Genomic DNA, 20,574 nt, shown 5'->3' with positions numbered 1-20,574 from the left:
TCTTCCGGACGGTCAAGGACCGGACCGAAGCGTTCCCCGTTCGAGGTAGGCTCGGCCGGTCGGCGACGGCTGGCGAGCATGGATAGGAGTGACCAGGGATGGCTGCCGGTAACGACGGCGCGAACACGCCCGAGGACGACGATCCGTTCGGCTACCTGTACGCGGACGGCCAGGCGGCGGGCGCCCAGCCGCCCGGACAGGGTGGCTACGGCTACCCCGGCCCGGCCGCGCAGCCCGGCGTCCCCAGAACCTCGTACAACCAGGTCAGGACGGTCGGCGAGCGCCAGTACGGCGGGCCGGCCCAGGCGCACGTGCCGCAGCAGCAGAGCTACGGCGGCCAGCAGCAGTACGGCCAGCCGAACCCGCAGTACGCGGCGCCCGAGAGCTACCCCGGCGCCGACCGCACCCGCCAGTCGCCGATGCCGCCCCAGCGCGGCCGCGGCCCCAACACCAAGGGGCTGCTGATCGGCGCGATCGCGGTCGTCGCGGTCGTCGTGATAGGGATCACGGCCGCCGTCATCAGCAACACCGGCGGCGACAAGGACAGCGGCGGGAACGCGGGCGGTTCGCCCACCGACGGCTCCTCGCAGGTCCAGGAGACCCCGAGCAGCCGTCCCAGCGCGGACGAGACCCCGGCCGAGCTGCCGCAGCAGGACGCGGCCACGCTCAAGCTGGGCGGTTCGGCGCTCCTCGCCAAGGACATCAAGGGCGCGGAGGGCGCGGACGGTGCCTATGTCACCGGCTTCAACGCCATCGGCTCGTCGGTGACCTGGCAGGCGGACCTCGCCGAGGCCGGGGAGTACTACCTGTACGTGCGGTACGCGATCCCGGCGAAGGACGCCAACGCCACGCTCACCGTCAACGACAAGCCCAACGGGTCGCCGATCGGGTTGAAGAACTTCATCTCCTCCTCGGACCCGAACCTCGAGAAGAACTGGCAGACCACATGGGCGCCGGTGAAGCTCAAGGAGGGCTCGAACACGATCAAGCTGTCGTGCGAGCAGGGCAACCAGTGTGACGCCGTCTTCGACTGGCTGAAGATCAGCAAGACGAAGCTGAGCGGCTGACGCCCCCTTCGGACGAACGGCGGCGGTGCCCCCGGAGCCAGGCTCCGGGGGCACCGCCATGTCGTCGCCCGCCGGGCGCGGATCGCGCCGCTCGGCGATGCTCCGGCGGTCCCGCCGGGCGGGACGGCACCGGCCGGACCGGCTGGGCGGGCTGGACCGGATCGCTCCGGCGGCGCCGACCCCGCCGGGCTTCGCCGGGGCGGGTCACTCCGGCTGTCCCGGGCCTGCCGGGCTTCGCCGGCTGTCCGCGCCGGGCGGACCGCTCCGGCGGCTCGCACCTGCCGGGCGCCCTGCCGCGTCGTTCAGGCCGCCGCGGGGCGTTCGGTCACCGTCACCCGGGGCAGCAGGTCCTCGTACGCCGCGCGGTCGAACTCGCCCGCGACCGGGGAGAGCACCGTCGCCGCCGACAGGGCCACCGCGCGGGCAAGGCGGTCGGGCCAGGACAGCGCGTCGGCCAGGCCCGACAGCAGGCCCGCGACGGCGGAGTCGCCGGCTCCGGTCGGGTTGCCCTTCACCGGCGCCGGCGGGGCGGCGCGCCACTCGCCTTCCGGGGTGGCGGCGAGCAGACCCTCCGGGCCGAGGGAGGAGACGACCGCGTGCGCGCCGCGCCGCCGGGCGTCGTGGGTGGCCCGGCGCGGTTCGCGGGACCCGGTGAGCCCCGCCAGCTCGTCGGCGTTCGGCTTCACCAGGTCGGGCCGGGCGGCGATCCCGCGTCGCAGCGGCTCGCCGCCGGTGTCGAGCAGGACCGGGACTCCGGCGGCCCGGGCCATCCGGATCAGCTCCGCGTACGCGCCGACGTGGATGCCGGGCGGCAGGCTGCCGCAGAGGGCCACCGCCTCGGCGCCGGTGAGCAGCTCGGCGTACCGGCCGGTGAGGGTGGCCCACTCGGCGGGGGTGATCGTGGGGCCGGGTTCGTTGAGCTGGGTGGTGTCGCCGCTCGCCGTGTCGACGATGGCGACGGTACGGCGGGTGGGTCCGGCGGTCGGTACGAGCGCGTCGGTCAGGGGCAGGTCCGCCAGCCGGGAGCGCAGGACCTCTCCGGTGGGTCCGCCGGCGAATCCGGTGACGACCGTCTCGTGGCCGAGGGCGGCGAGGACGCGGGCGACGTTGAGGCCCTTGCCGCCGGGGCGCTCGATCACCTGGGTGACGCGGTGGGTGGCGTGCGGGGTGAGGGCGGGGACGCGGTACGTGAGGTCCAGCGCCGTGTTGAGGGTGACCGTCACCATCATCTGCGGTACCCCCGTACCTCGTGCCTCGTGGAGGCCTGATCCGTCGTCGGTCCCGCGTCGAGCCCGTGGAACGCGCCCTGATCATGCCAAACAGAAGGCGGTTGGCCCAGACCCCCGGACCAACCGCCCCGCGCGACCTCACGCCAGGTCGGGCTTCACCACCCAGGCGCCCTTGCGCATGACGCCCCTGAGCTCGAACTCCTCGTCCAGGACGACGAGGTCGGCGTCCTTGCCGGGCTCCAGCGAGCCGACCCTGTCGTCGATGCCGAGCAGCCGTGCCGGGTTGGCCGAGACGGCCCGTACGACGGACTCGACCGGCAGCCGGTCGATGGTCGCCGCCCGCTTGAACGCCCGGTCCAGGGTGAGGGTCGAGCCCGCGATGGAGCCGCCCTCGACGAGCCGTGCGACGCCGTCCTTCACCTCGACGGCCAGCGGGCCGAGCGAGTAGAGCCCGTCGCCGAAGCCCGCCGCGTCCATCGCGTCCGTGATGAACGCGACCCGGTCACGGCCGGCGTGATGGAACGCCAGCTCCAGGGCGGCCGGGTGCAGATGGGTCCCGTCGTTGATCAGCTCGACCGTGATCCGCTCGTCCTCCAGGAGCGCGGCGATCGGGCCGGGGGCGCGGTGGCCGAGGGCGGGCATCGCGTTGTAGAGGTGCGTGGCGACGGTGGCGCCGGCGTCGATGGCCTGGACGGTCTGCTCGTACGTCGCGTCGGTGTGGCCGATGGCGGCGATCACGCCGTGCTCGGCGAGCAGCCGTACGGAGTCGATGCCGCCGGGCAGTTCGGTGGCGAGGGTCACCATCTTGGCCTGGCCGCGCCCCGCGTCGATCAGCTTGCGGACCTCGGCCGGGTCGGGATCGCGCAGCAGCGTCTCGTCGTGCGCGCCCTTGCGGCACGGGGAGATGAACGGCCCCTCGAAGTGCAGGCCGGCGATCTCGCCCTGCTCGGCCAGCTCGGACAGGAGTCCCGCGCGCCGGGCCAGGAAGTCCATGTCGCCGGTGACGAAGGACGCCACGACGGTGGTGGTGCCGTGCAGACGGTGGGTGTGGACGCCCTTGAGGACGTCGTCGACCGTGCCGGAGGTGAAGGACGCGCCGCCGCCGCCGTGGTTGTGCATGTCGACGAAGCCGGGGACGACCCAGTGGCCGGAGAGGTCGACCGAGGAGGCGCCGGCCGTGGCCGCGCCACGGTCCTCGGCGTGGGGGGTGCCCGCGTCCGCGATGCGGCCGTCCTCGACGATCACGCGTCCGTTCTCGGCGACTCCGGTCGGCAGCACGACGCGCGCGCCGGCGAGAACTGTGCGATCGGCCATCAGGCGGATACCTCCGAGTCGGACTCGTTGTCGGTGCGGGTGTCGTGGGAGAGCAGGTCCCAGGCGAGGAGGCCCGCGCCCAGGCATCCGGCGGTGTCCCCGAGGGCCGCCGGGACGATGGCGGGCAGTTTCTGGAAGGTGACCCGTTCCTCCACCGCGGCCCTGAGGGGTGTGAACAAGGTTTCCCCGGCCTCGGCCAGCCCGCCACCGATGATGAGCGTGCGGGGGTCCAGCAGGGTGAGCGCGGTGACCAGGCCGTCCGCGAGCGCGTCGACGGCCTCCTGCCACACCCGTACGGCGCCGGGGTCGCCGGACTCGACCGCCTTCGCGCAGTCGGCGGCGTCCGCGTCGGGGTCGCCCGAGGCCTCGGCCCAGGCGAGGGAGACCGCGGAGGCGGAGGCGTACCGCTCCAGGCAGCCGCGCTGGCCGCAGCCGCAGTCGGCGCCGCCGGGGCGGACGACGATGTGCCCGATCTCGCCGGCGTAGCCGTGGGCGCCGGCCTCGATGGCTCCGCCGATGCCGATGGCGCCGGCGATTCCGGTGCCCAGCGGCACGAAGAGGAAGCGGTCGGCGCCGTTGCCCGCCCCGATGCGGCCCTCGGCGAGGCCGCCGGTGCGGACGTCGTGGCCCAGGGCGACGGGGATGCCGTCGAGGCGCTCGCTGAGCAGGGCGCGCATCGGGACGTCGCGCCAGCCGAGGTTGGCGGCGTAGACGGCGATGCCCTGGTCGGCGTCGACGATGCCGGGCACGGCGACTCCGGCGGCCGCGGCCGACCGGCCGTACCGCTCCAGGCCGTGGTCCCGCAGCTCGGCGGCGAAGTCGAGGATGGTCTCGACGACCGCCTCGGGGCCGCGCTCGCGTGCGGTGGCGCGCCGTGCCTCGTGGAGCAGGGTGCCGTCCGCCCCGACGAGGGCGGCCTTCATGCCGGTGCCGCCCACATCCAGGGCGATGACGTGTCTCACGGGGGACAGTGTCGCGTGTGACCGAGGAAAGGTCTAGTCCACTGGACGGGATTGTTGCGTGGGGATACAAATGCGCGCCCGTGGCGCCCGGCGCGGGCCTGCCGGGCCGGGCCGTGCGTTGCCGAAGCGATACCCAAGTGGTGTAGACCTTATGCTTTCTCTCCTGTGAAAATCACAGCTCGACGACGAGCAGAGGGTGGGACAACGCTGTGCAGCGGCGACTCCTTGGACTGACCGCGACCATCGCCGCGCTGGGCCTGACCGCGGCGGTCTCGGGCTGCGGCCTCACCGGCACGGAGGCCGGCGACGTCACCCTCACGGTGGTCGCCGCCGACTACGACCTCAGCGGCGGTGACACCACCGAGAAGTACTGGGCGGGCCTAACCGCCGCCTACGAGGCCGAACACCCCGGCGTGACGATCGACGTGAAGATCGAGTCGTGGAACGACGTCGACCGCAAGGTCGCCGAGATGGTCAGGTCCGGCCAGGCGCCCGACATCGCCCAGATCGGCGCCTATGCCGACTACGCCGCAGCCGACGAGCTGTACTCCGCCGACGAACTGCTCTCCATCCCCGTCCAGGCCAACTTCCTCGCCCCGCTGACCGAGGCGGGCGAGCGGAAGGGCACGCAGTACGGGCTGCCGTTCGCCGCCTCCACGCGGCTGCTCTTCTTCAACGAGGAGCTGTTCGAGCGCGCCGGCGTCAAGAAGGCGCCGACCACCTGGGACGAACTCGCCGCCGCCGCGGAGAAGCTCGACGAAGACGACGTCCCGTACCCCTTCGCCCTGCCGCTCGGGCCGGAGGAGGCGCAGGCCGAGACGATGATGTGGCTGCTCAGCGGGGGCGACGGGTACACCGACGCCACCGACCGGTACAAGATCGACTCCGAGGCGAACGTCAACACCTTCGAGTGGCTGAGGACGAACCTCGTCGCGAAGGGCCTCACCGGGCCCATAGCCCCGGGCAAGCTCAACCGGAAGGACGCCTTCGCCGCGTTCTCGCGAGGTGAGGTCGGCATGCTCAACGGCCATCCCTCGCTGATGCAGGAGGCCGAGAAGCAGGGCGTCAAGGTCGGCAAGGTCGCCCTGCCGGGTGTGGACGGCAAGGCCAAGGCGTCCATGGGCGTCGCCGACTGGATCATGGGCTTCAAGCAGAACGGTCACCGCAAGGAGATCGGCTCGTTCCTGGACTTCGTCTTCAGCGACGCCAACGTCCTGAAGTTCGCCGGTGACAACGACCTGCTCCCGCCGACCGTCAGCGCCTACGCCACGATGGAGGCCGAGCCGGAGCACCAGAACCTCCGCGCCTTCCTGAAGGAGCTGCCGAACTCGCAGCTGCCGCCGGTCGGCAAGACCTCCTGGGCGAAGGTCAGCGACGACATCAAGCAGAACATCGGCAAGGCCGTCACCCCCGACGCCAAGGTGTCCGAGGTGCTCGGGAAGATCGCACGGGACGCGACGGCGGCCGAGAGCGCGGAATAAGTTGGGTCGTATGACCAACGATGAGGAGCCGGGCCCCGGCCGGGACGAGGCCCCGGCGACCCGCCCGGAGACCCCGGGCCGGACCGGAACCGGGGACGGGGGCGGTGCGGTGCGCGCGGACGGTGCCGGGCCTGCGGACGGTGCGGTGCACGGCGCCGGGCACGAGGACGGCAGGGGCGGCTCCGGCGGTGGCCAGGGCGCTGCGGGCGGCCCGGGCGGTGGCGGCGGGCTGGGGGAGCGGGAGCGGGCCGTGCTCGCCGTCGAACGCCGTTCCTGGCCCGGCCCCGGTGCCAAGGAGCGCGCCGTCCGCGAGCGGCTCGGGCTGTCGGCCACCCGCTACTACCAGCTCCTCAACGCCCTCCTCGACGACCCGCGCGCCCTGGCGCACGACCCGGTGACCGTCAACCGCCTGCGCCGCGTCCGTGCCGAGAAGGAGCAGCGCCGCTGAGGCGGCGTCGGTAGGGTCGTCCTATGGTCAGTCTTCCGCATCCGACCACGTCCGCCGGCCGCGACGGCCTGGCCGCGCTCCTCGCGCGGCCGGAGCGGGCCGTCGTCGCCCTCGACTTCGACGGGACGCTCGCCGAGATCGTCCCCGACCCCGAACAGGCCCGCGCCCACCCCGGCGCCGTCGCCGCCCTCGCCGCGCTGGCGCCCCGGATCGCCTCGATCGCCGTGGTGACCGGCCGCCCCGCCGGGGTGGCCGTACGGTACGGCGGCTTCGCCGGCGTCCCCGGCCTCGAACACCTCGTCGTCCTCGGCCACTACGGCGCCGAACGCTGGGACGCCGTGACCGGCACGGTCCAGGCCGCCGCCCCGCACCCCGGCGTGGCCGCCGTCCGCGCCGAACTCCCCGGCTTCCTGGACCGCGTCGGCGCGTGGCCCGGCACCTGGATCGAGGAGAAGGGCCGCGCGGTCGCCGTCCACACCCGCCGCGCCACCGACCCGCAGGGAGCCTTCGAAGCCCTCAAGGTCCCCCTCGCCGACCTCGCCGCCCACCACGGCCTGGTCCTCGAACCCGGCCGCATGGTCCTGGAACTGCGCCCGCCGGGCATGGACAAGGGCGTGGCGCTCGCCGAGTACGTGAGGGAGGTGGACGCCGGGTCCGTCCTCTACGCGGGAGACGACCTGGGCGACCTGCCGGCCTTCGCGGCCGTGGAGAAGCTCCGCTCGAACGGAACCCCGGGTCTGCTGGTGTGCAGCGGCTCGGCGGAGGTCACCGAACTCTCCGAGCGCGCGGACCTCTCGGTCCCCGGCCCGGCGGCCGTGGTGGCCTTCCTCACGGACCTGGCGAGGACGATCCACAAGACCGGCTGAGACCCGCCCGCCGCGAGGCCGGCCCTACGGCACGGCAGGGGCGCCCCGGACGATTCCGGGGCGCCCCTGCCGTACCGAGAGCCCGTGGCTCCTCCGTCCCGGCCCGGGCCCTCCAGCCTCGGCCGACACATCGGACCCGTCCGCGCCCTCCGCCGCCCCGGCCAGGGCCCTCCAGAGTCAGGCCGGGTGGTGCGGGTGCGAGGCCAGGACGTGTATCCCTAGCGGACCTCGCGCAGGGCCTCCAGCTGCTCCAGGAACCAGCGCTGCGGCGGCAGCGCCGTCGCCGAGGCCGCCAGGCGCTTCGACCGCTCGGCGCGCTCGCCGTCCGGCATCGTCAGCGCCTCGTGCAGAGCCCGCGCCGTGCCCGTGATGTCGTACGGATTCACCGTGATCGCGTCCTCGCCCAGCTCTTCGTACGCCCCCGCCTCCCGCGACAGGACCAGCGCGCAGCCCTCGTCCGAGACGACCGGGACCTCCTTGGCGACCAGGTTCATGCCGTCCCGGATGGGGTTGACCAGGGCCACGTCCGCCAGGCGGTAGGCGGCCAGCGAGCGGGCGAAGTCGTCCTTCACATGGAGCAGCACGGGGGTCCAGTCGTCCGTGCCGAACGCGGTGTTGATCTCCTCCGCGACCCGCGACACCTCCGCCGTGTAGTCGCGGTAGACCGCCAGATCCTGGCGCGAGGGATAGGCGAAGGCCACGTGGACGACCCGGCCGCGCCACTCGGGGTGGTCCTCCAGCAGGGCCCGGTAGGCGAGGAGGCCCCGCACGATGTTCTTCGACAGCTCCGTGCGATCCACCCGGATGATCGTCTTCCGATCCGGTCCGCCGCCGATCTGCTCGCGCAGCGCGGCCAGCCGGTCCTCCACGTCAGGGCGCCGCGAACGCTCCCGCAGGAAGTCGGCGTCGGCGCCGAGCCCGTGCACCCCCAGCTCCGTGCCGCCCGTGCCGCCCACCAGGGCCGTGCAGCAGGCGGCGAAGGCGTCGGCCCAGCGCCGGGTCAGGAAGCCCAGCCGGTCCGCGCCGAGCATCCCGCGCAGCACCTGCTCCGCGATGTCGTCCGGCAGCATCCGGAAGTACTCCGGCGGCGCCCACGGCGTGTGCGAGAAGTGCCCGATCCGCAGATCGGGCCGGGCCTCGCGCAGCATGCCCGGGACCAGCGTCAGGTGGTAGTCCTGCACGACGACCTGGGCGCCCGGGTCCGCCTCGGCCGCGAGCGCCTCCGCGAAGGCGCGGTTGTACGTCTCGTACGACGTCCACTGGCGCCGGAACTCCGCGTCGAAGACCGGCTCCACGGGCGTCTGGTACAGCATGTGGTGGACGAACCAGAGCACCGAGTTCGCGATGCCGTTGTACGCGTCGGCGTGGACGTCCGGGTCGATGTCCAGCATGCGTACGCCCGGCTCCGAGATCCCGCGCCTGACCGCCTGCCGGTCACCCTCGCCGAGCGCCGCGCACACCCACACGCTGTCCTCGGAGGACACCGCGCTCAGCCCGGACACCAGACCGCCCCCGCCCCGACGGGCGTCGAGCGAGCCGTCCTCCGCCACGGCGTACGAGACGGGACCACGGTTGGAAGCCACCAGCACAGAAGCCATGTGGCGAACCTAGCCCGTCCCGTAAACGCTCAAACGTGCGTATACGAACGACGGCGCTCAGTCGCCACGTATGCCACGCGTGCCACCCGTGCCGTGCGTGGCGCCCGTGGCCCCCACGCCGCGCAGCGCGGCCTTGGCCACCACGCCCGCCGCCGCGAGCGCCAGCGCGAGGCCGCCGAGCAGCCACAGCCGCTCGGTGTGACGGTCGCCGGTCCGTGCCATCGAGCCGCCGGGGCCGTGCGGGGCCGGGGCCGGCCGGCGGGCTTCCGGCGAAGGGAGGTCCGCCCGCTCGGCGGGTGCGGCCTCCGCGGCCCCGGGCTCCGCCGCCGCGTCCGGCTCGGGCGCCGTCGGGGCCGGGGAGGGGGCCGCGTACGTCAGGGCCGCCGCGGGCCGCACGGCCGTGATCGGTTCACGTCCCACGGCGGAGCCGTGGGCGGCCGCCGCGGCCGGCCCGGCCGTCATGAGCGGCAGCGCGCCGACGAGGACACCGACGGCCGCGAGGAGCGCTCCCTGGCGATGTGTGGACCTCATGAAACGGAAATGTATGCAGAAAGCATGATCTTCCGAGCTGCGCCACGCGCTCGGCCGCGTGACGGCGGCGCCCCCTTTGGCGATAGGGCCGGTGCGCCCTGCGCTCACGCCACCTGGCGGTGCGCGTACTCCGCGATCTCCAGCATCGGCGGACGCTCCTCGGTGTCCACCGCGTACGTCCGCGGTGAGAACCCCCCGCCGCCGGCCTTCTCGTCCCGCTCGAACTGGGTCAGCAGCGGCCGCACCAGATGCCCGCGCGAGAGCCGCAGCAGTGCCGTCCGGTAGATCGCCGCCGCCATCCGGCCCAGCGCCTGCCCGTCCTGGTGCCGGTGCTTGCGGACCCCGACGTCGACCTGCGCGAGCGCGTCCAGGCCCACCGTGTGCAGCGCGTCGACGAGCAGGCCCAGCTCCACTCCGTAACCGACGGGGAAGGGCAGCCGTTCGAGCAGCGTGCGGCGCGCCGCGTACTCGCCGCCCAGCGGCTGCACGAAACCGGCCAGCTGCGGCCAGTGCAGATTGAGCAGCGGCCGGGCCACCAGCTCCGTCACCCGGCCGCCCTGACCAGGCTCGTCGCCCAGCGGGCGGTCGTACATCGCCTTGACGAGGTCGACGCCGGGGTCGGTGAGGAGGGGGCCGACGATGCCCGAGACGAAGTCGGCGGAGAAGTCCCGCAGGTCCGCGTCGACGAAGCAGACGACGTCCCCGCGGGTCACCATGAGTGACCGCCACAGGACCTCGCCCTTGCCGGGCAGGGCCGGTATCCGCGGGAGCACCGCGTCCCGCGGCACCACCCTGGCGCCGGCGGCCGCCGCGACCTCGGCCGTGCGGTCACGGGAACCGGAGTCGATCACCACCAGCTCGTCGACGAGCGGGACCTCCTCCGACATCAGTTCGCGTCGGATCGTGGAGACGATCGCGCCGACCGTCGCCTCCTCGTCGAGCGCGGGCAGCACGACGCTGACCGTCGTCCCCCGCTTGGCCGCGAGGATCCGCTCCAGCGGTCGATCGGCCACGGACCAGGACCGCCGGCCCAGCCAGCGCTCCACCTCTTCCAGCACGTCCGTTACTCCCGGGTTGTGATCCATCTCGCGGTGCGGACGACTATCTCAACCGTCCATGCCTTCGGTTACAGTCTTGAACAACGCGGATCCCCGTCGCATGTCGGGGTGCCGCCCGCGTTCCACAATCGAATACCGCTCATCCAGAGGGGCAGAGGGAAACGGCCCGTTGAAGCCCCGGCAACCCTCCAGTCGGTCAGTACTCGTCTCCAGCGAGGTCCCCCGGCTAGGGAAGGTGCCAAATCCGTCTCATGGCGAAATTCGCCATGGGAAAGATGAGGAGAAAGGGCCTCGCCTCCATGGCTGTACAGACTGTCGCAAACACCCAGAACACGGTCGACCTCGGTCCCGCTTCCGGGCTTTCCTGTCGCGAATGCGGTGAAGTCTTCCCGCTCGGCCCGATCTTCGCCTGTGAGCTGTGTTTCGGCCCGCTCGAAGTCGCGTACGACCTCCCCACGGGCGACCCCGAGGCCCTGCGCAAGCGGATCGAGGCCGGCCCCGCCAACATCTGGCGCTACGCCCCGCTGCTGCCCGTCCCCGCCGACGTGGCCGACAAGCCGAACCTGAACCCGGGCTGGACCAAGCTCGTCCAGGCCGACAACCTCGCCCGCGAGCTGGGCGTCGAGCCGGGCCGGCTCTTCGTCAAGGACGACTCCGGCAACCCGACGCACTCCTTCAAGGACCGCGTCGTCGCCCAGGCCCTCGAGGCCGCCCGCGCCTTCGGCTTCACCACCCTGTCCTGCTCCTCCACCGGCAACCTCGCCGGCGCCGTGGGCGCCGCCGCCGCCCGCGCCGGCTTCCGCTCGTGCGTGTTCATCCCGCACGACCTGGAGCAGGGCAAGGTCGTCATGGCCGCGGTCTACGGCGGCGAACTCGTCGGTATCGAGGGCAACTACGACGACGTCAACCGCTTCTGCTCCGAGCTCATCGGCGACCCGCTGGGCGAGGGTTGGGGCTTCGTCAACGTCAACCTCCGCCCGTACTACGGCGAGGGCTCCAAGACGCTCGCGTACGAGATCTGCGAGCAGCTCGGCTGGCAGCTGCCCGACCAGCTGGTGATCCCGATCGCCTCCGGGTCCCAGCTCACCAAGATCGACAAGGGGCTGCAGGAGCTGATCAAGCTCGGTCTCGTCGAGGACAAGCCGTACAAGATCTTCGGCGCCCAGGCCGAGGGCTGCTCCCCGGTCTCGACCGCCTTCAAGGCCGGCCACGACGTCGTGCGGCCCCAGAAGCCGAACACCATCGCCAAGTCCCTGGCGATCGGCAACCCGGCCGACGGCCCGTACGTCCTGGACATCGCGCGCCGCACCGGCGGCGCGGTGGAGGACGTGAACGACGAGCAGGTCGTCGAGGCGATCAAGCTCCTCGCCCGGACCGAGGGCATCTTCGCCGAGACGGCCGGCGGTGTCACCGTCGGCGTGACGAAGAAGCTCATCGAGGCCGGTCTCCTCGACCCGAGCCTGACCACCGTCGTGCTGAACACCGGCGACGGTCTGAAGACCCTGGACGCGGTGGCCGAGACCTCGCAGGCGACCGCCACCATCCGCCCGAGCCTGGACGCGTTCCGCGACGCCGGCCTGGCCCACTGACCACCCCCGTCACGGAAGGCAGCACCACCATGAGCGTCAAGGTCCGCATCCCCACCATCCTCCGTACGTACACGGGCGGGCAGGCCGAGGTCCCGGCGGAGGGCGCGACCCTCTCCGAGGTCATCGCCGACCTGGAGAAGAACCACACGGGCATCGCCGCCCGCGTCCTGGACGACCAGGGCAAGCTGCGCCGCTTCGTCAACGTCTACGTGAACGACGACGACGTCCGCTTCGAGCAGGGCCTGGAGACGGCGACGCCGGACGGCGCGGGCGTCTCGATCATCCCGGCCGTCGCCGGCGGCTGCTGAGCCCTCGCATTACCCGCCGTAACCGAATTGCCCCCTCCGCTCGGGAAGCGGAGGGGGCAATTCTGCAGGGTTGAGCACGGTAGAGTTGGGGAAGCCCCCTCCGCTGCTCGTGCCAGACGCATATGAGAATGCGCCCGCACCCGACAAGATGCAGCCAATGTGTTCGAGTGTTGTGTACCTTCTGCGCACTTTGACGGGCCCGACTTGCCCCGGAAGTCAATGAATTCTCCTGAATTCTCCTTTCCGGCGTGCCCAGAATTCTCGCCCGATTGACCTGTTGCAGAGGGCAGTTGGGCAGATACATTCAGCCGCGGTCGACGCGTTCCGGCGCAGGGTCTGACCCGGGTCCGCGAAGTGCGGTCCCGCGCAAGGGCCAGTAATAGGGGAGTTAGGCATGGCTCAGGGCACCGTCAAGTGGTTCAACGCGGAGAAGGGCTACGGCTTCATCGCGGTCGACGGTGGTGCGGATGTTTTCGTCCACTACAGCGCGATCCAGATGGACGGTTACCGCACCCTTGAAGAAGGTCAGCGAGTCGAGTTCGAGATCTCGCAGGGCCAGAAGGGTCCGCAGGCGGACATGGTCAAGCTCGCCGTCTGAGCACGGCGCGAATCGGCCACCACGTACGCACTCACGCCGAGGGGTCCGCATCCTGACCAGGATGCGGACCCCTCGTGCGTGCCCGGACGTCTGCGTTCCCCGCTTCCGGTCGCCGGGAGCCCCGGACACGTACGCCCGTCGGGTTCCGATCACCGAGAGGCGCTTGCACTCGCATGGGCCGAGTGCTAATCATTGGCGTTAGCACTCTGAAGGTGAGAGTGCTTACGAGGATCGGGCAGACGAGGCCCGTGGCCAGGTGGGGCAAGGAACCACCGAAGCCGCAGGCCGTCCGTCGCGGGCGTCGGCGCGGTCCTGGAGCGTTATCCACCCCATGTCCGGGAGGACCACTTCACATGGCCAAGATCATCGCGTTCGACGAGGAGGCACGGCGCGGTCTCGAGCGCGGGATGAACCAGCTCGCCGACGCCGTCAAGGTCACCCTTGGCCCCAAGGGCCGGAACGTCGTCCTCGAGAAGAAGTGGGGCGCCCCCACGATCACCAACGATGGTGTGTCCATCGCCAAGGAGATCGAGCTCGAGGACCCGTACGAGAAGATCGGCGCCGAGCTGGTCAAGGAAGTCGCCAAGAAGACGGACGACGTCGCCGGTGACGGTACGACCACCGCGACCGTCCTCGCCCAGGCGCTCGTCCGCGAGGGCCTGCGCAACGTGGCGGCCGGCGCCAACCCGATGGCTCTGAAGCGCGGCATCGAGAAGGCCGTCGAGGCCGTCTCCGGCGCGCTGCTGGAGCAGGCGAAGGATGTCGAGACCAAGGAGCAGATCGCTTCCACGGCCTCCATCTCCGCCGCCGACACCCAGATCGGCGAGCTCATCGCCGAGGCCATGGACAAGGTCGGCAAGGAAGGCGTCATCACCGTCGAGGAGTCCCAGACCTTCGGTCTGGAGCTGGAGCTCACCGAGGGTATGCGCTTCGACAAGGGCTACATCTCGGCGTACTTCGCCACCGACATGGAGCGTATGGAGGCGTCCCTGGACGACCCGTACATCCTGATCGTCAACTCCAAGATCTCCTCCGTGAAGGACCTGCTCCCCCTCCTGGAGAAGGTCATGCAGTCGGGCAAGCCGCTGCTGATCATCGCCGAGGACGTCGAGGGCGAGGCCCTGTCCACGCTGGTCGTCAACAAGATCCGTGGCACCTTCAAGTCCGTCGCCGTCAAGGCCCCGGGCTTCGGCGACCGTCGCAAGGCCATGCTGAACGACATCGCCATCCTCACGGGCGGCACGGTCATCTCCGAGGAGGTCGGCCTCAAGCTCGAGAACGCGGGCCTGGACCTGCTGGGCCGCGCCCGCAAGGTCGTCATCACCAAGGACGAGACCACGATCGTCGACGGTTCGGGCGAGAGTGACCAGGTCGCCGGTCGCGTCAACCAGATCCGCGCCGAGATCGAGAACTCCGACTCGGACTACGACCGTGAGAAGCTCCAGGAGCGCCTCGCGAAGCTGGCCGGCGGCGTGGCCGTCATCAAGGCCGGTGCCGCGACCGAGGTCGAGCTCAAGGAGCGCAAGCACCGCATCGAGGACGCCGTTCGCAACGCGAAGGCGGCCGTCGAGGAGGGCATCGTCGCCGGTGGTGGCGTGGCCCTGCTCCAGGCCTCCTCGGTCTTCGAGAAGCTCGAGGGCGACCTCACGGGCGACGAGGCCACGGGTGCCGCGATCGTGAAGCTGGCCCTCGAGGCCCCGCTGAAGCAGATCGCCATCAACGCCGGCCTCGAGGGCGGCGTCGTGGCGGAGAAGGTCCGCAACCTGCCCGTCGGCCACGGCCTCAACGCCGCGACCAACGAGTACGTCGACCTCATCGCCGAGGGCATCATCGACCCGGCGAAGGTGACGCGCTCCGCGCTGCAGAACGCGGCCTCCATCGCCGCGCTGTTCCTGACCACCGAGGCCGTCATCGCCGACAAGCCGGAGAAGGCCTCCGCGGCCGCTCCGGGCGGCATGCCGGGCGGTGACATGGACTTCTGATCCTCCGGGATCGGCTGTTCACCGAGGGCGGTACCCCAGGCGGGGTGCCGCCCTCGGGCGTTCGGGGTGATGCTGGGGGGAGGACCCCTCACGGCGGGAGCGGACCATGATCACGTTGCTGACGACCCCGACGGACCGCGAGCTGGTCATCACCCGGACCTTCGACGCCCCGCCCGAACGCGTCTGGGAGGCCTGGACACGCCCGGAGCACGTACGCCGGTGGTACGGCGTGGCGGCCCTGACCACCACCGTCTGCGACATCGACCTCCGCACCGGGGGCGCGTGGCGCTGGGGCCAGCGGTCCCCCGAGGGGCAGGAGATCGTCTTCTCGGGCACGTACGAGGAGATCGTCCCGAACGAGCGGCTCGTCTACACCGAGACGTTCGAGCTGATGCCGGGCCCGCCGGTGCACGTCACCCTGACCTTCGACGCGACCCCGGACGGCGGCACCGCGCTGACGAGTGCGTCGCTCTGGCCCTCGACGGAGATCAGGGACCAGGCGCTCGCCACCGGGATGGAGGCGGGGATCAAGGAGGAGTACGACCGGCTCGCCGCGTACCTCCGCACGATGTGAGGGCTGACGGCTGACGGTTGGCGGCTCGCGGCTGACCGCTGACCGCTGACGGCTTCGGGCTCCCGACTTCCGGCTCCCGGCTGCCGGTTCAGGTCGACGTGGTGCCCCGGCGGCCCCGGAGCGCGAACGCCGCCCACAGGACCGCGAAGGCCAGGGCCGCCACGGCCATCGCCGTCAGGGCGCCCGCCTCCGGGCGCAGGCCGAGGGAGACGCGGGTGCCCAGGAAGGCCACTCCGACGGCGATCCGCCCGGTGGCGTAGACGGGAACCCGCGCTGCGGCTGCCCGCAGGACGGCCGCCGCCGCCACACCCACCACGAACCACGCGCCCAGATACGGCCAGAGCGTCCCCGGGGCGGCGGGCGGCAGCCCGTACTCGTCCGGACCGAACCGGAACAGGGACCCCGCCCACCCCAGACCCACCCCCAGGGCGGCCACGCCCGCCACCCAGCAGGCATGACGCCACAACGGGCCCTCCGCCAGGGTCTCTTCGGTGCCGGGTTCGTCCGCGTCGAGGAAAGCGTTCACGCCTTCAGGGACGTGAGCGGGCGGTCGTGCGTTGCCTCGGCGGGCGGGAAATCGCGTCGTCCGCGCCTCCGCCCCCGGGCATGGCCCCGCCACCGGGGGCGGTGCCATCGGCGGCACGGGGACCGCGGGCACCGGCGGCTTCGGCGGAGGGGTCAGCTGCGGCGGCGGCTTCCGACGGGGGCAAGCCCCACCCTCCACTCTCCCGGCTGCCGGATGGGATCGCGCGTCCCCGTCAACAAGGCTTCACTCATGACGACTTGGACGCGCAACACTCTCGTACTGGCCCTCTCCGCCGCCGCCGTGGCCGCCTCCCTCACCGGGGCGCGGGCCGCGCAGCCCGCTGGTGGGCTCGCCTGGACGCCCTGTGGGCCCGACGGGCTCGGGCAGGAGTGCGCCACGCTCTCCGTCCCGCTGGACTACGCCGATCCCGGCGGGCGCCGGACCACGATCGCCGTGTCCCGGATCCTGAGCGACCGGCCCGACGAGCGGCGCGGGACGCTGGTCGTGATCCCCGGCGGCCCCGGCAGCTCCGGGGTGGGGCGGCTGACGGCGAAGGGGCCCGCGCTGCGGCGGGAGTTGGGCGGGGCGTACGACCTGGTGGCGATGGACCCGCGCGGGGTGGGCGGCAGCGAGAGGGCGAGCTGCGGCCTCGACGAGGACGACCGCCGACTGGTGAACCTGCGGCCGTGGCCGGCCGCCGACGGGGGGATCGCCGCGAACGTCGCCCGCTCCCGGCGTACCGCCGAGTCGTGCGAACGCGTCGGCGGCGAGGTCCTCGCCCACATGACGACCGCGAACCAGGTGCGGGACCTGGACCGCTTCCGCCGGGCGCTCGGGGAGGAGAGGCTCTCCGCCTGGGGAGTCTCCTACGGGACGTACGTGGGCGCGGTGTACGCGCAGAGGTTCCCGGCACGCACCGACCGCTGGGTCCTGGACAGCAGCAGCGACCCCGACCCCACGAGGGTCGCCCGGGGCTGGCTGGCGTACATGTCGCAGGGTGCGGACGACCGGTTCCCCGACTTCGCGGCCTGGGCGTCGCACCCGGACCGGGCGGCCCGGGGCCTGCGGCTCGCGGAACGGGCCGAGGACGTGCGGCCGATGGTCCTGGCGCTCGCGGACCGGCTCGACCGGGAGCCCAAGGAGTCGACGAAGCCCGGCGTGCCCCTGACCGGCACCATGCTGCGGCAGGCCCTGCAGAGCGCGCTCTACTCGGACAGCGCCTTCCCCGGATTCGCCCGGCTGGTGCTCGACGCCCTGGACCCGGCCCGCAGGCCCGCGCCGACGCCCGACCTCACCGAGGCGCTCTCCCAGGAGGACGCGGCGATCATGGTCGGCGTCGTCTGCAACGACGTGCGGTGGCCGCGCTCCGTCCCCGCCCATCGGCGCGCCGTCGCGGACGACCGCGTCCGCCACCCGCTGACGGCCGGCTTCCCGGTGAACATCACACCCTGCTCCTTCTGGCAGGCCCCGGCCGGGAAGCCCGCCCGGATCACCGATCGCGGCCCGTCGAACATCCTGATGATCCAGAGCCTGCGCGACCCTTCCACCCCGTACGCCGCCGGCCTGCGGATGCGGGCGGCCCTCGGCGACCGGGCCAGGCTGGTCACCGTGGACCAGGGAGGGCACGGGATGTACCTGGGGAACGGCAACGCGTGCGGCGACCGGGCGGTGACGGCGTTCCTGCGGGACGGCGAGCGGCCGACCAAGGACACGTACTGCGCGAACTGATCCGGTGAGGGGCGGGACGGCGGCGTTCGGAGTCCGCCGGCGCTCGGACCTTCGCGGGGCCGGGCCCTCCCCGGCGGTGAGATCTTCGCGGGGCCGGGCCCTCCCCGGCGGTGAGATCTTCGCGGGGCCGGGCCCTCCCCGGCGGTCAGACCTTCACCGGCTCCGAGGGCTTCGGGGCGCCCGAGGCGATCACCCCGGAGGCCCCGGACCCCGCCCCGGCCTCCGTGTCCACGTCGAACTCCTCCAGGAGTTCCCGGCTGAAGCCCCAGAAGTACGTCGCCACGAAACCGACCACGTAGCCGACCAGCAACCCGCCCGCGTAGATCGCGATCGTCTCGCCCACGCCCTTGTCGCCGTCGAGGAGCGGGAAGAGGGCCCATCCGGAGGGGCCGATGGCGGTGGAGCCGACCTCGGCGCCCAGCATGTTGAAGAGGCCGACGAAGCCGCCGCCGAAGGCGCCGCCGACGCAGGCCGTGACGAACGGGCGGCCCAGGGGGAGCGAGACGCCGTAGATGAGCGGCTCGCCGACGCCGAGGAAGCCGGCCGGGAGCGCGGACCTGATGGTGCGGCGCAGGGAGCCGTTGCGGGGTAGCTTGACGTAGACCGCCATCGCCGCGCCCGCCTGGCCCGCGCCCGCCATCGCCAGGATGGGGAGGAGGACGGTGTAGCCCTGCTGCTCGATCAGCGTGGTGTGGATCGGGATCAGCGCCTGGTGCAGACCCAGCATCACCAGCGGGAGGAAGAGACCGCCGAGGACGAACCCGGCCCCGGCGCCCGCGTGGGCCAGCAGCCAGTCGGCGAAGTCGCCGATCGCGGTCGAGATCTCGCCGGCCACGAACATCAGGCCGTAGAGGGTGGCGAAGCCCGAGACGAGGACCGTCAGGGTCGGGGTGACCAGCACGTCCAGGGCCTCCGGGACCCAGCGGCGGCACCACTTCTCGACGTACACCGCCAGGACCGCCGCGCCCAGCGCGCCCAGCACCCCGCCCTGGCCCGGCGACAGCGTCTGGCCGAACGCGTCGATCTTCGCGACGCCGGGGAAGACGATGATGGCCGCCACCGCCCCGCCGAGGATCGGCGTACCCCCGAACTCCTTCGCCGTGTTGAAGCCGACGAAGACGGCGATCAGCGCCATGAAACCGCTCGCCATCGCCGCGAGCGCGGGCGTGACGGCGGGCAGCCAACCGAGGTTGACCAGCAGGCCGTTGAGGCCGGCGATGATGCCGCAGCCGATGAGGGCGGGGATCAGCGGGACGAAGATGTTCGCGATCCTGCGCAGGAACAGCTTGAAGGGGGTGGCGTTGCGTTCCTTCTGGGCCGCCTTGATCGCCGCGCCCTGCGCCGCCAGGTCCTCGGCGGAGTGGACCGCCGCCGCCCGGTCGGCACCCGCCGCCGGCGCGGGCGCGGAAGCCGCCTCGGCGACCAGCGCCTCGAACGCGGGCGTCACGCGCGCCACCGTCCCGGGCCCGAGGACGATCTGGTACGTGTCGTCCTCCACCACCCCCAGCACGGACGGCAGCGCCCGCAGGGCGTGGTCCTGGACGAGGGAGCGGTCCCGCAGCCCCAGCCGGAGCCGGGTCATGCAGTGGGCCACGGAGTCGATGTTCCCCGCGCCGCCGACGAGCGGGAGGATCGCGGCGGCGATGGCGCGGTTCTTGTCGTCTGTGCTCATGGGGTCGTGCCTTGCTGTGGGGGGAGGGGAGCGAGGGGGGTGGGGGCTGAGGTGAGAGGGGGGTGTCAGCGGGCGTGGAGGGCCGCGCGCAGATGGCCGGCCGAGTCCGTCAGGCGCCGCGCGGCCGAGGGGGCGTCGATGTCGGCGAGGATCATCAGGATCGCCGTCTTCACCTCTCCGTCCGCCGCGGTGAGCGCCGTCTCGATCCGCTCGTCGGGCGCGCCGGTGGCGAGGGCGACGATCCGCCGGGACCGGGCCCGGAGCTTCTCGTTGGAGGCGCGGACGTCGACCATGAGGTTCCCGTACGTCTTGCCGAGCCGGATCATGGTGATCGTCGAGATCATGTTGAGGACCAGTTTCTGGGCCGTGCCCGCCTTCAACCGGGTCGAGCCGGTGAGGAGTTCGGGGCCGGTGACGACCTCGATGCCGTGCTCGGCGGCGGCCGCCAGCGCGCTGTCCGCGTTGCAGGACAGGCCGATGGTCAGCGCTCCCGCCTCGCGGGCGTGCGCGACGGCGCCGATGGCGTAGGGGGTACGGCCGGAGGCGGAGACGCCGACCACCGTGTCGCGCGCGGTCAGTCCGAGGGCGTTCAGGTCCTCGGCGGCCAGTTCGCGCGAGTCCTCCGCGCCCTCGACGGACTTCACCATCGCCGACGGGCCGCCCGCGATCAGACCGACGACCTCGCCGGGGTCGGTGTCGAAGGTCGGCGGGCACTCGCTCGCGTCGAGGACGCCCAGCCGGCCCGCCGTACCGGCGCCCGCGTAGATCAGCCGGCCGCCGGCGGCCATGCGGGCGGCGGTGGCGTCGATGGCGGCGGCGATCCGCGGCAGCTGCGCGGCGACCGCGGCGGGGACGGTCTGGTCCTCCTGGTTCATCAGCGCGGCGATCTCGGCGGTGGGGAGCCGGTCGATCTCCGCCAGCTCGGGACGGAACGCCTCGGTGGTGAGGGTGGCGAGTTGGGCGCGCAGTTCGGAGTACGTAGAGGACACGTGCTGCTCTTTCGGTGCGTCGTCGTCGTTGACGATCAGCGGGTGCGGGTGCGG

General features: G+C 72.4%; 19 protein-coding genes and 1 riboswitch. Of the genes, 10 read left to right on the top strand and 9 right to left on the bottom strand.

Going from position 1 to position 20,574, the window contains the following annotated elements; genetic code table 11:
• The first annotated feature begins 98 nt into the window (after positions 1-98).
• Positions 99-1,067, top strand: a complete 969-nt coding sequence (locus ACZ68P_RS17555; RefSeq protein ID WP_471006967.1) for a CBM35 domain-containing protein — start codon at positions 99-101, stop codon at positions 1,065-1,067.
• A gap of 302 nt (positions 1,068-1,369) precedes the next feature.
• Here ACZ68P_RS17555 and ACZ68P_RS17550 read toward each other — a convergent pair whose 3' ends face one another.
• The 3 genes from ACZ68P_RS17550 to ACZ68P_RS17540 form a co-directional block, all read right to left on the bottom strand.
• Entirely contained in the window at positions 1,370-2,296 is a 927-nt protein-coding gene (locus tag ACZ68P_RS17550; protein ID WP_471006966.1) for a 1-phosphofructokinase family hexose kinase, read from the bottom strand.
• Positions 2,297-2,434: 138 nt separating this feature from the next.
• The gene (gene nagA, locus ACZ68P_RS17545) at positions 2,435-3,610 is read right to left on the bottom strand and encodes an N-acetylglucosamine-6-phosphate deacetylase (protein WP_471006965.1); all 1,176 of its coding nucleotides are present in this window, start codon (positions 3,608-3,610) and stop codon (positions 2,435-2,437) included.
• Entirely contained in the window at positions 3,610-4,572 is a 963-nt protein-coding gene (locus tag ACZ68P_RS17540) for an ROK family protein (RefSeq protein ID WP_471006964.1), read from the bottom strand. Before ACZ68P_RS17540 ends, nagA begins: the two co-directional genes overlap by 1 nt.
• A 209-nt stretch (positions 4,573-4,781) precedes the next feature.
• On the opposite strand from ACZ68P_RS17540, the gene ACZ68P_RS17535 reads away from it, so the two are divergent.
• The 3 genes from ACZ68P_RS17535 to otsB all read left to right on the top strand — a co-directional run bounded on the left by ACZ68P_RS17535 (position 4,782) and on the right by otsB (position 7,367).
• Positions 4,782-6,053, top strand: a complete 1,272-nt coding sequence (locus ACZ68P_RS17535; RefSeq protein WP_471006963.1) for an ABC transporter substrate-binding protein — start codon at positions 4,782-4,784, stop codon at positions 6,051-6,053.
• Between the two features lie 229 nt (positions 6,054-6,282).
• Complete coding sequence (locus ACZ68P_RS17530; protein ID WP_471007163.1) at positions 6,283-6,501, top strand: DUF3263 domain-containing protein; 219 nt, start codon at positions 6,283-6,285, stop codon at positions 6,499-6,501.
• A 23-nt stretch (positions 6,502-6,524) separates the two neighbouring features.
• Complete coding sequence (otsB, locus tag ACZ68P_RS17525) at positions 6,525-7,367, top strand: trehalose-phosphatase (protein WP_471006962.1); 843 nt, start codon at positions 6,525-6,527, stop codon at positions 7,365-7,367.
• Positions 7,368-7,585: 218 nt separating this feature from the next.
• Here otsB and ACZ68P_RS17520 read toward each other — a convergent pair whose 3' ends face one another.
• The 3 genes from ACZ68P_RS17520 to ACZ68P_RS17510 form a co-directional block, all read right to left on the bottom strand.
• Positions 7,586-8,965, bottom strand: coding sequence for an alpha,alpha-trehalose-phosphate synthase (UDP-forming) (locus tag ACZ68P_RS17520; RefSeq protein WP_471006961.1), 1,380 nt, complete (start codon positions 8,963-8,965; stop codon positions 7,586-7,588).
• A gap of 57 nt (positions 8,966-9,022) precedes the next feature.
• Positions 9,023-9,496, bottom strand: coding sequence for a hypothetical protein (locus tag ACZ68P_RS17515; RefSeq protein ID WP_471006960.1), 474 nt, complete (start codon positions 9,494-9,496; stop codon positions 9,023-9,025).
• A 104-nt stretch (positions 9,497-9,600) separates the two neighbouring features.
• Positions 9,601-10,554, bottom strand: a complete 954-nt coding sequence (locus tag ACZ68P_RS17510; protein WP_471006958.1) for a glucosyl-3-phosphoglycerate synthase — start codon at positions 10,552-10,554, stop codon at positions 9,601-9,603.
• 136 nt (positions 10,555-10,690) lie between these two features.
• Positions 10,691-10,836: riboswitch (SAM riboswitch) on the top strand.
• A gap of 17 nt (positions 10,837-10,853) precedes the next feature.
• Here ACZ68P_RS17510 and thrC point away from each other — a divergent pair.
• The 5 genes from thrC (at position 10,854) to ACZ68P_RS17485 (ending at position 15,605) form a co-directional block, all read left to right on the top strand.
• Positions 10,854-12,143, top strand: coding sequence for a threonine synthase (gene thrC, locus ACZ68P_RS17505; protein ID WP_471006957.1), 1,290 nt, complete (start codon positions 10,854-10,856; stop codon positions 12,141-12,143).
• A 29-nt stretch (positions 12,144-12,172) separates the two neighbouring features.
• Complete coding sequence (locus ACZ68P_RS17500; RefSeq protein ID WP_361857748.1) at positions 12,173-12,451, top strand: MoaD/ThiS family protein; 279 nt, start codon at positions 12,173-12,175, stop codon at positions 12,449-12,451.
• 394 nt (positions 12,452-12,845) lie between these two features.
• Positions 12,846-13,049 (top strand): cold-shock protein, encoded by a 204-nt coding sequence (locus ACZ68P_RS17495; RefSeq protein ID WP_005315736.1) that lies wholly within the window; start codon positions 12,846-12,848, stop codon positions 13,047-13,049.
• A gap of 353 nt (positions 13,050-13,402) precedes the next feature.
• On the top strand, positions 13,403-15,031 hold the full coding sequence (groL, locus tag ACZ68P_RS17490) for a chaperonin GroEL (RefSeq protein ID WP_471006955.1): 1,629 nt from the start codon (positions 13,403-13,405) through the stop codon (positions 15,029-15,031).
• 106 nt (positions 15,032-15,137) lie between these two features.
• The gene (locus tag ACZ68P_RS17485; RefSeq protein WP_471006953.1) at positions 15,138-15,605 is read left to right on the top strand and encodes an SRPBCC family protein; all 468 of its coding nucleotides are present in this window, start codon (positions 15,138-15,140) and stop codon (positions 15,603-15,605) included.
• A gap of 88 nt (positions 15,606-15,693) precedes the next feature.
• On the opposite strand, the gene ACZ68P_RS17480 is transcribed toward ACZ68P_RS17485, so the two are convergent.
• Entirely contained in the window at positions 15,694-16,131 is a 438-nt protein-coding gene (locus tag ACZ68P_RS17480; protein ID WP_471006952.1) for a hypothetical protein, read from the bottom strand.
• A 249-nt stretch (positions 16,132-16,380) separates the two neighbouring features.
• Between ACZ68P_RS17480 and ACZ68P_RS17475 the strand changes: the two genes are divergently transcribed.
• Positions 16,381-17,859, top strand: coding sequence for an alpha/beta hydrolase (locus ACZ68P_RS17475; RefSeq protein ID WP_471006950.1), 1,479 nt, complete (start codon positions 16,381-16,383; stop codon positions 17,857-17,859).
• Between the two features lie 145 nt (positions 17,860-18,004).
• Here the strand turns inward: ACZ68P_RS17475 and ACZ68P_RS17470 are convergent, their stop codons facing one another.
• The gene (locus ACZ68P_RS17470; RefSeq protein WP_471006948.1) at positions 18,005-19,531 is read right to left on the bottom strand and encodes a PTS transporter subunit EIIC; all 1,527 of its coding nucleotides are present in this window, start codon (positions 19,529-19,531) and stop codon (positions 18,005-18,007) included.
• A 65-nt stretch (positions 19,532-19,596) separates the two neighbouring features.
• On the bottom strand, positions 19,597-20,520 hold the full coding sequence (gene murQ / locus ACZ68P_RS17465) for an N-acetylmuramic acid 6-phosphate etherase (RefSeq protein WP_471006947.1): 924 nt from the start codon (positions 20,518-20,520) through the stop codon (positions 19,597-19,599).
• Positions 20,521-20,574: the final 54 nt, after the last annotated feature.

The sequence above is a fragment of the Streptomyces sp. NPDC036822 genome (genome assembly GCF_055609145.1).
This window is presented reverse-complemented; position numbering and strand designations above follow the sequence as displayed.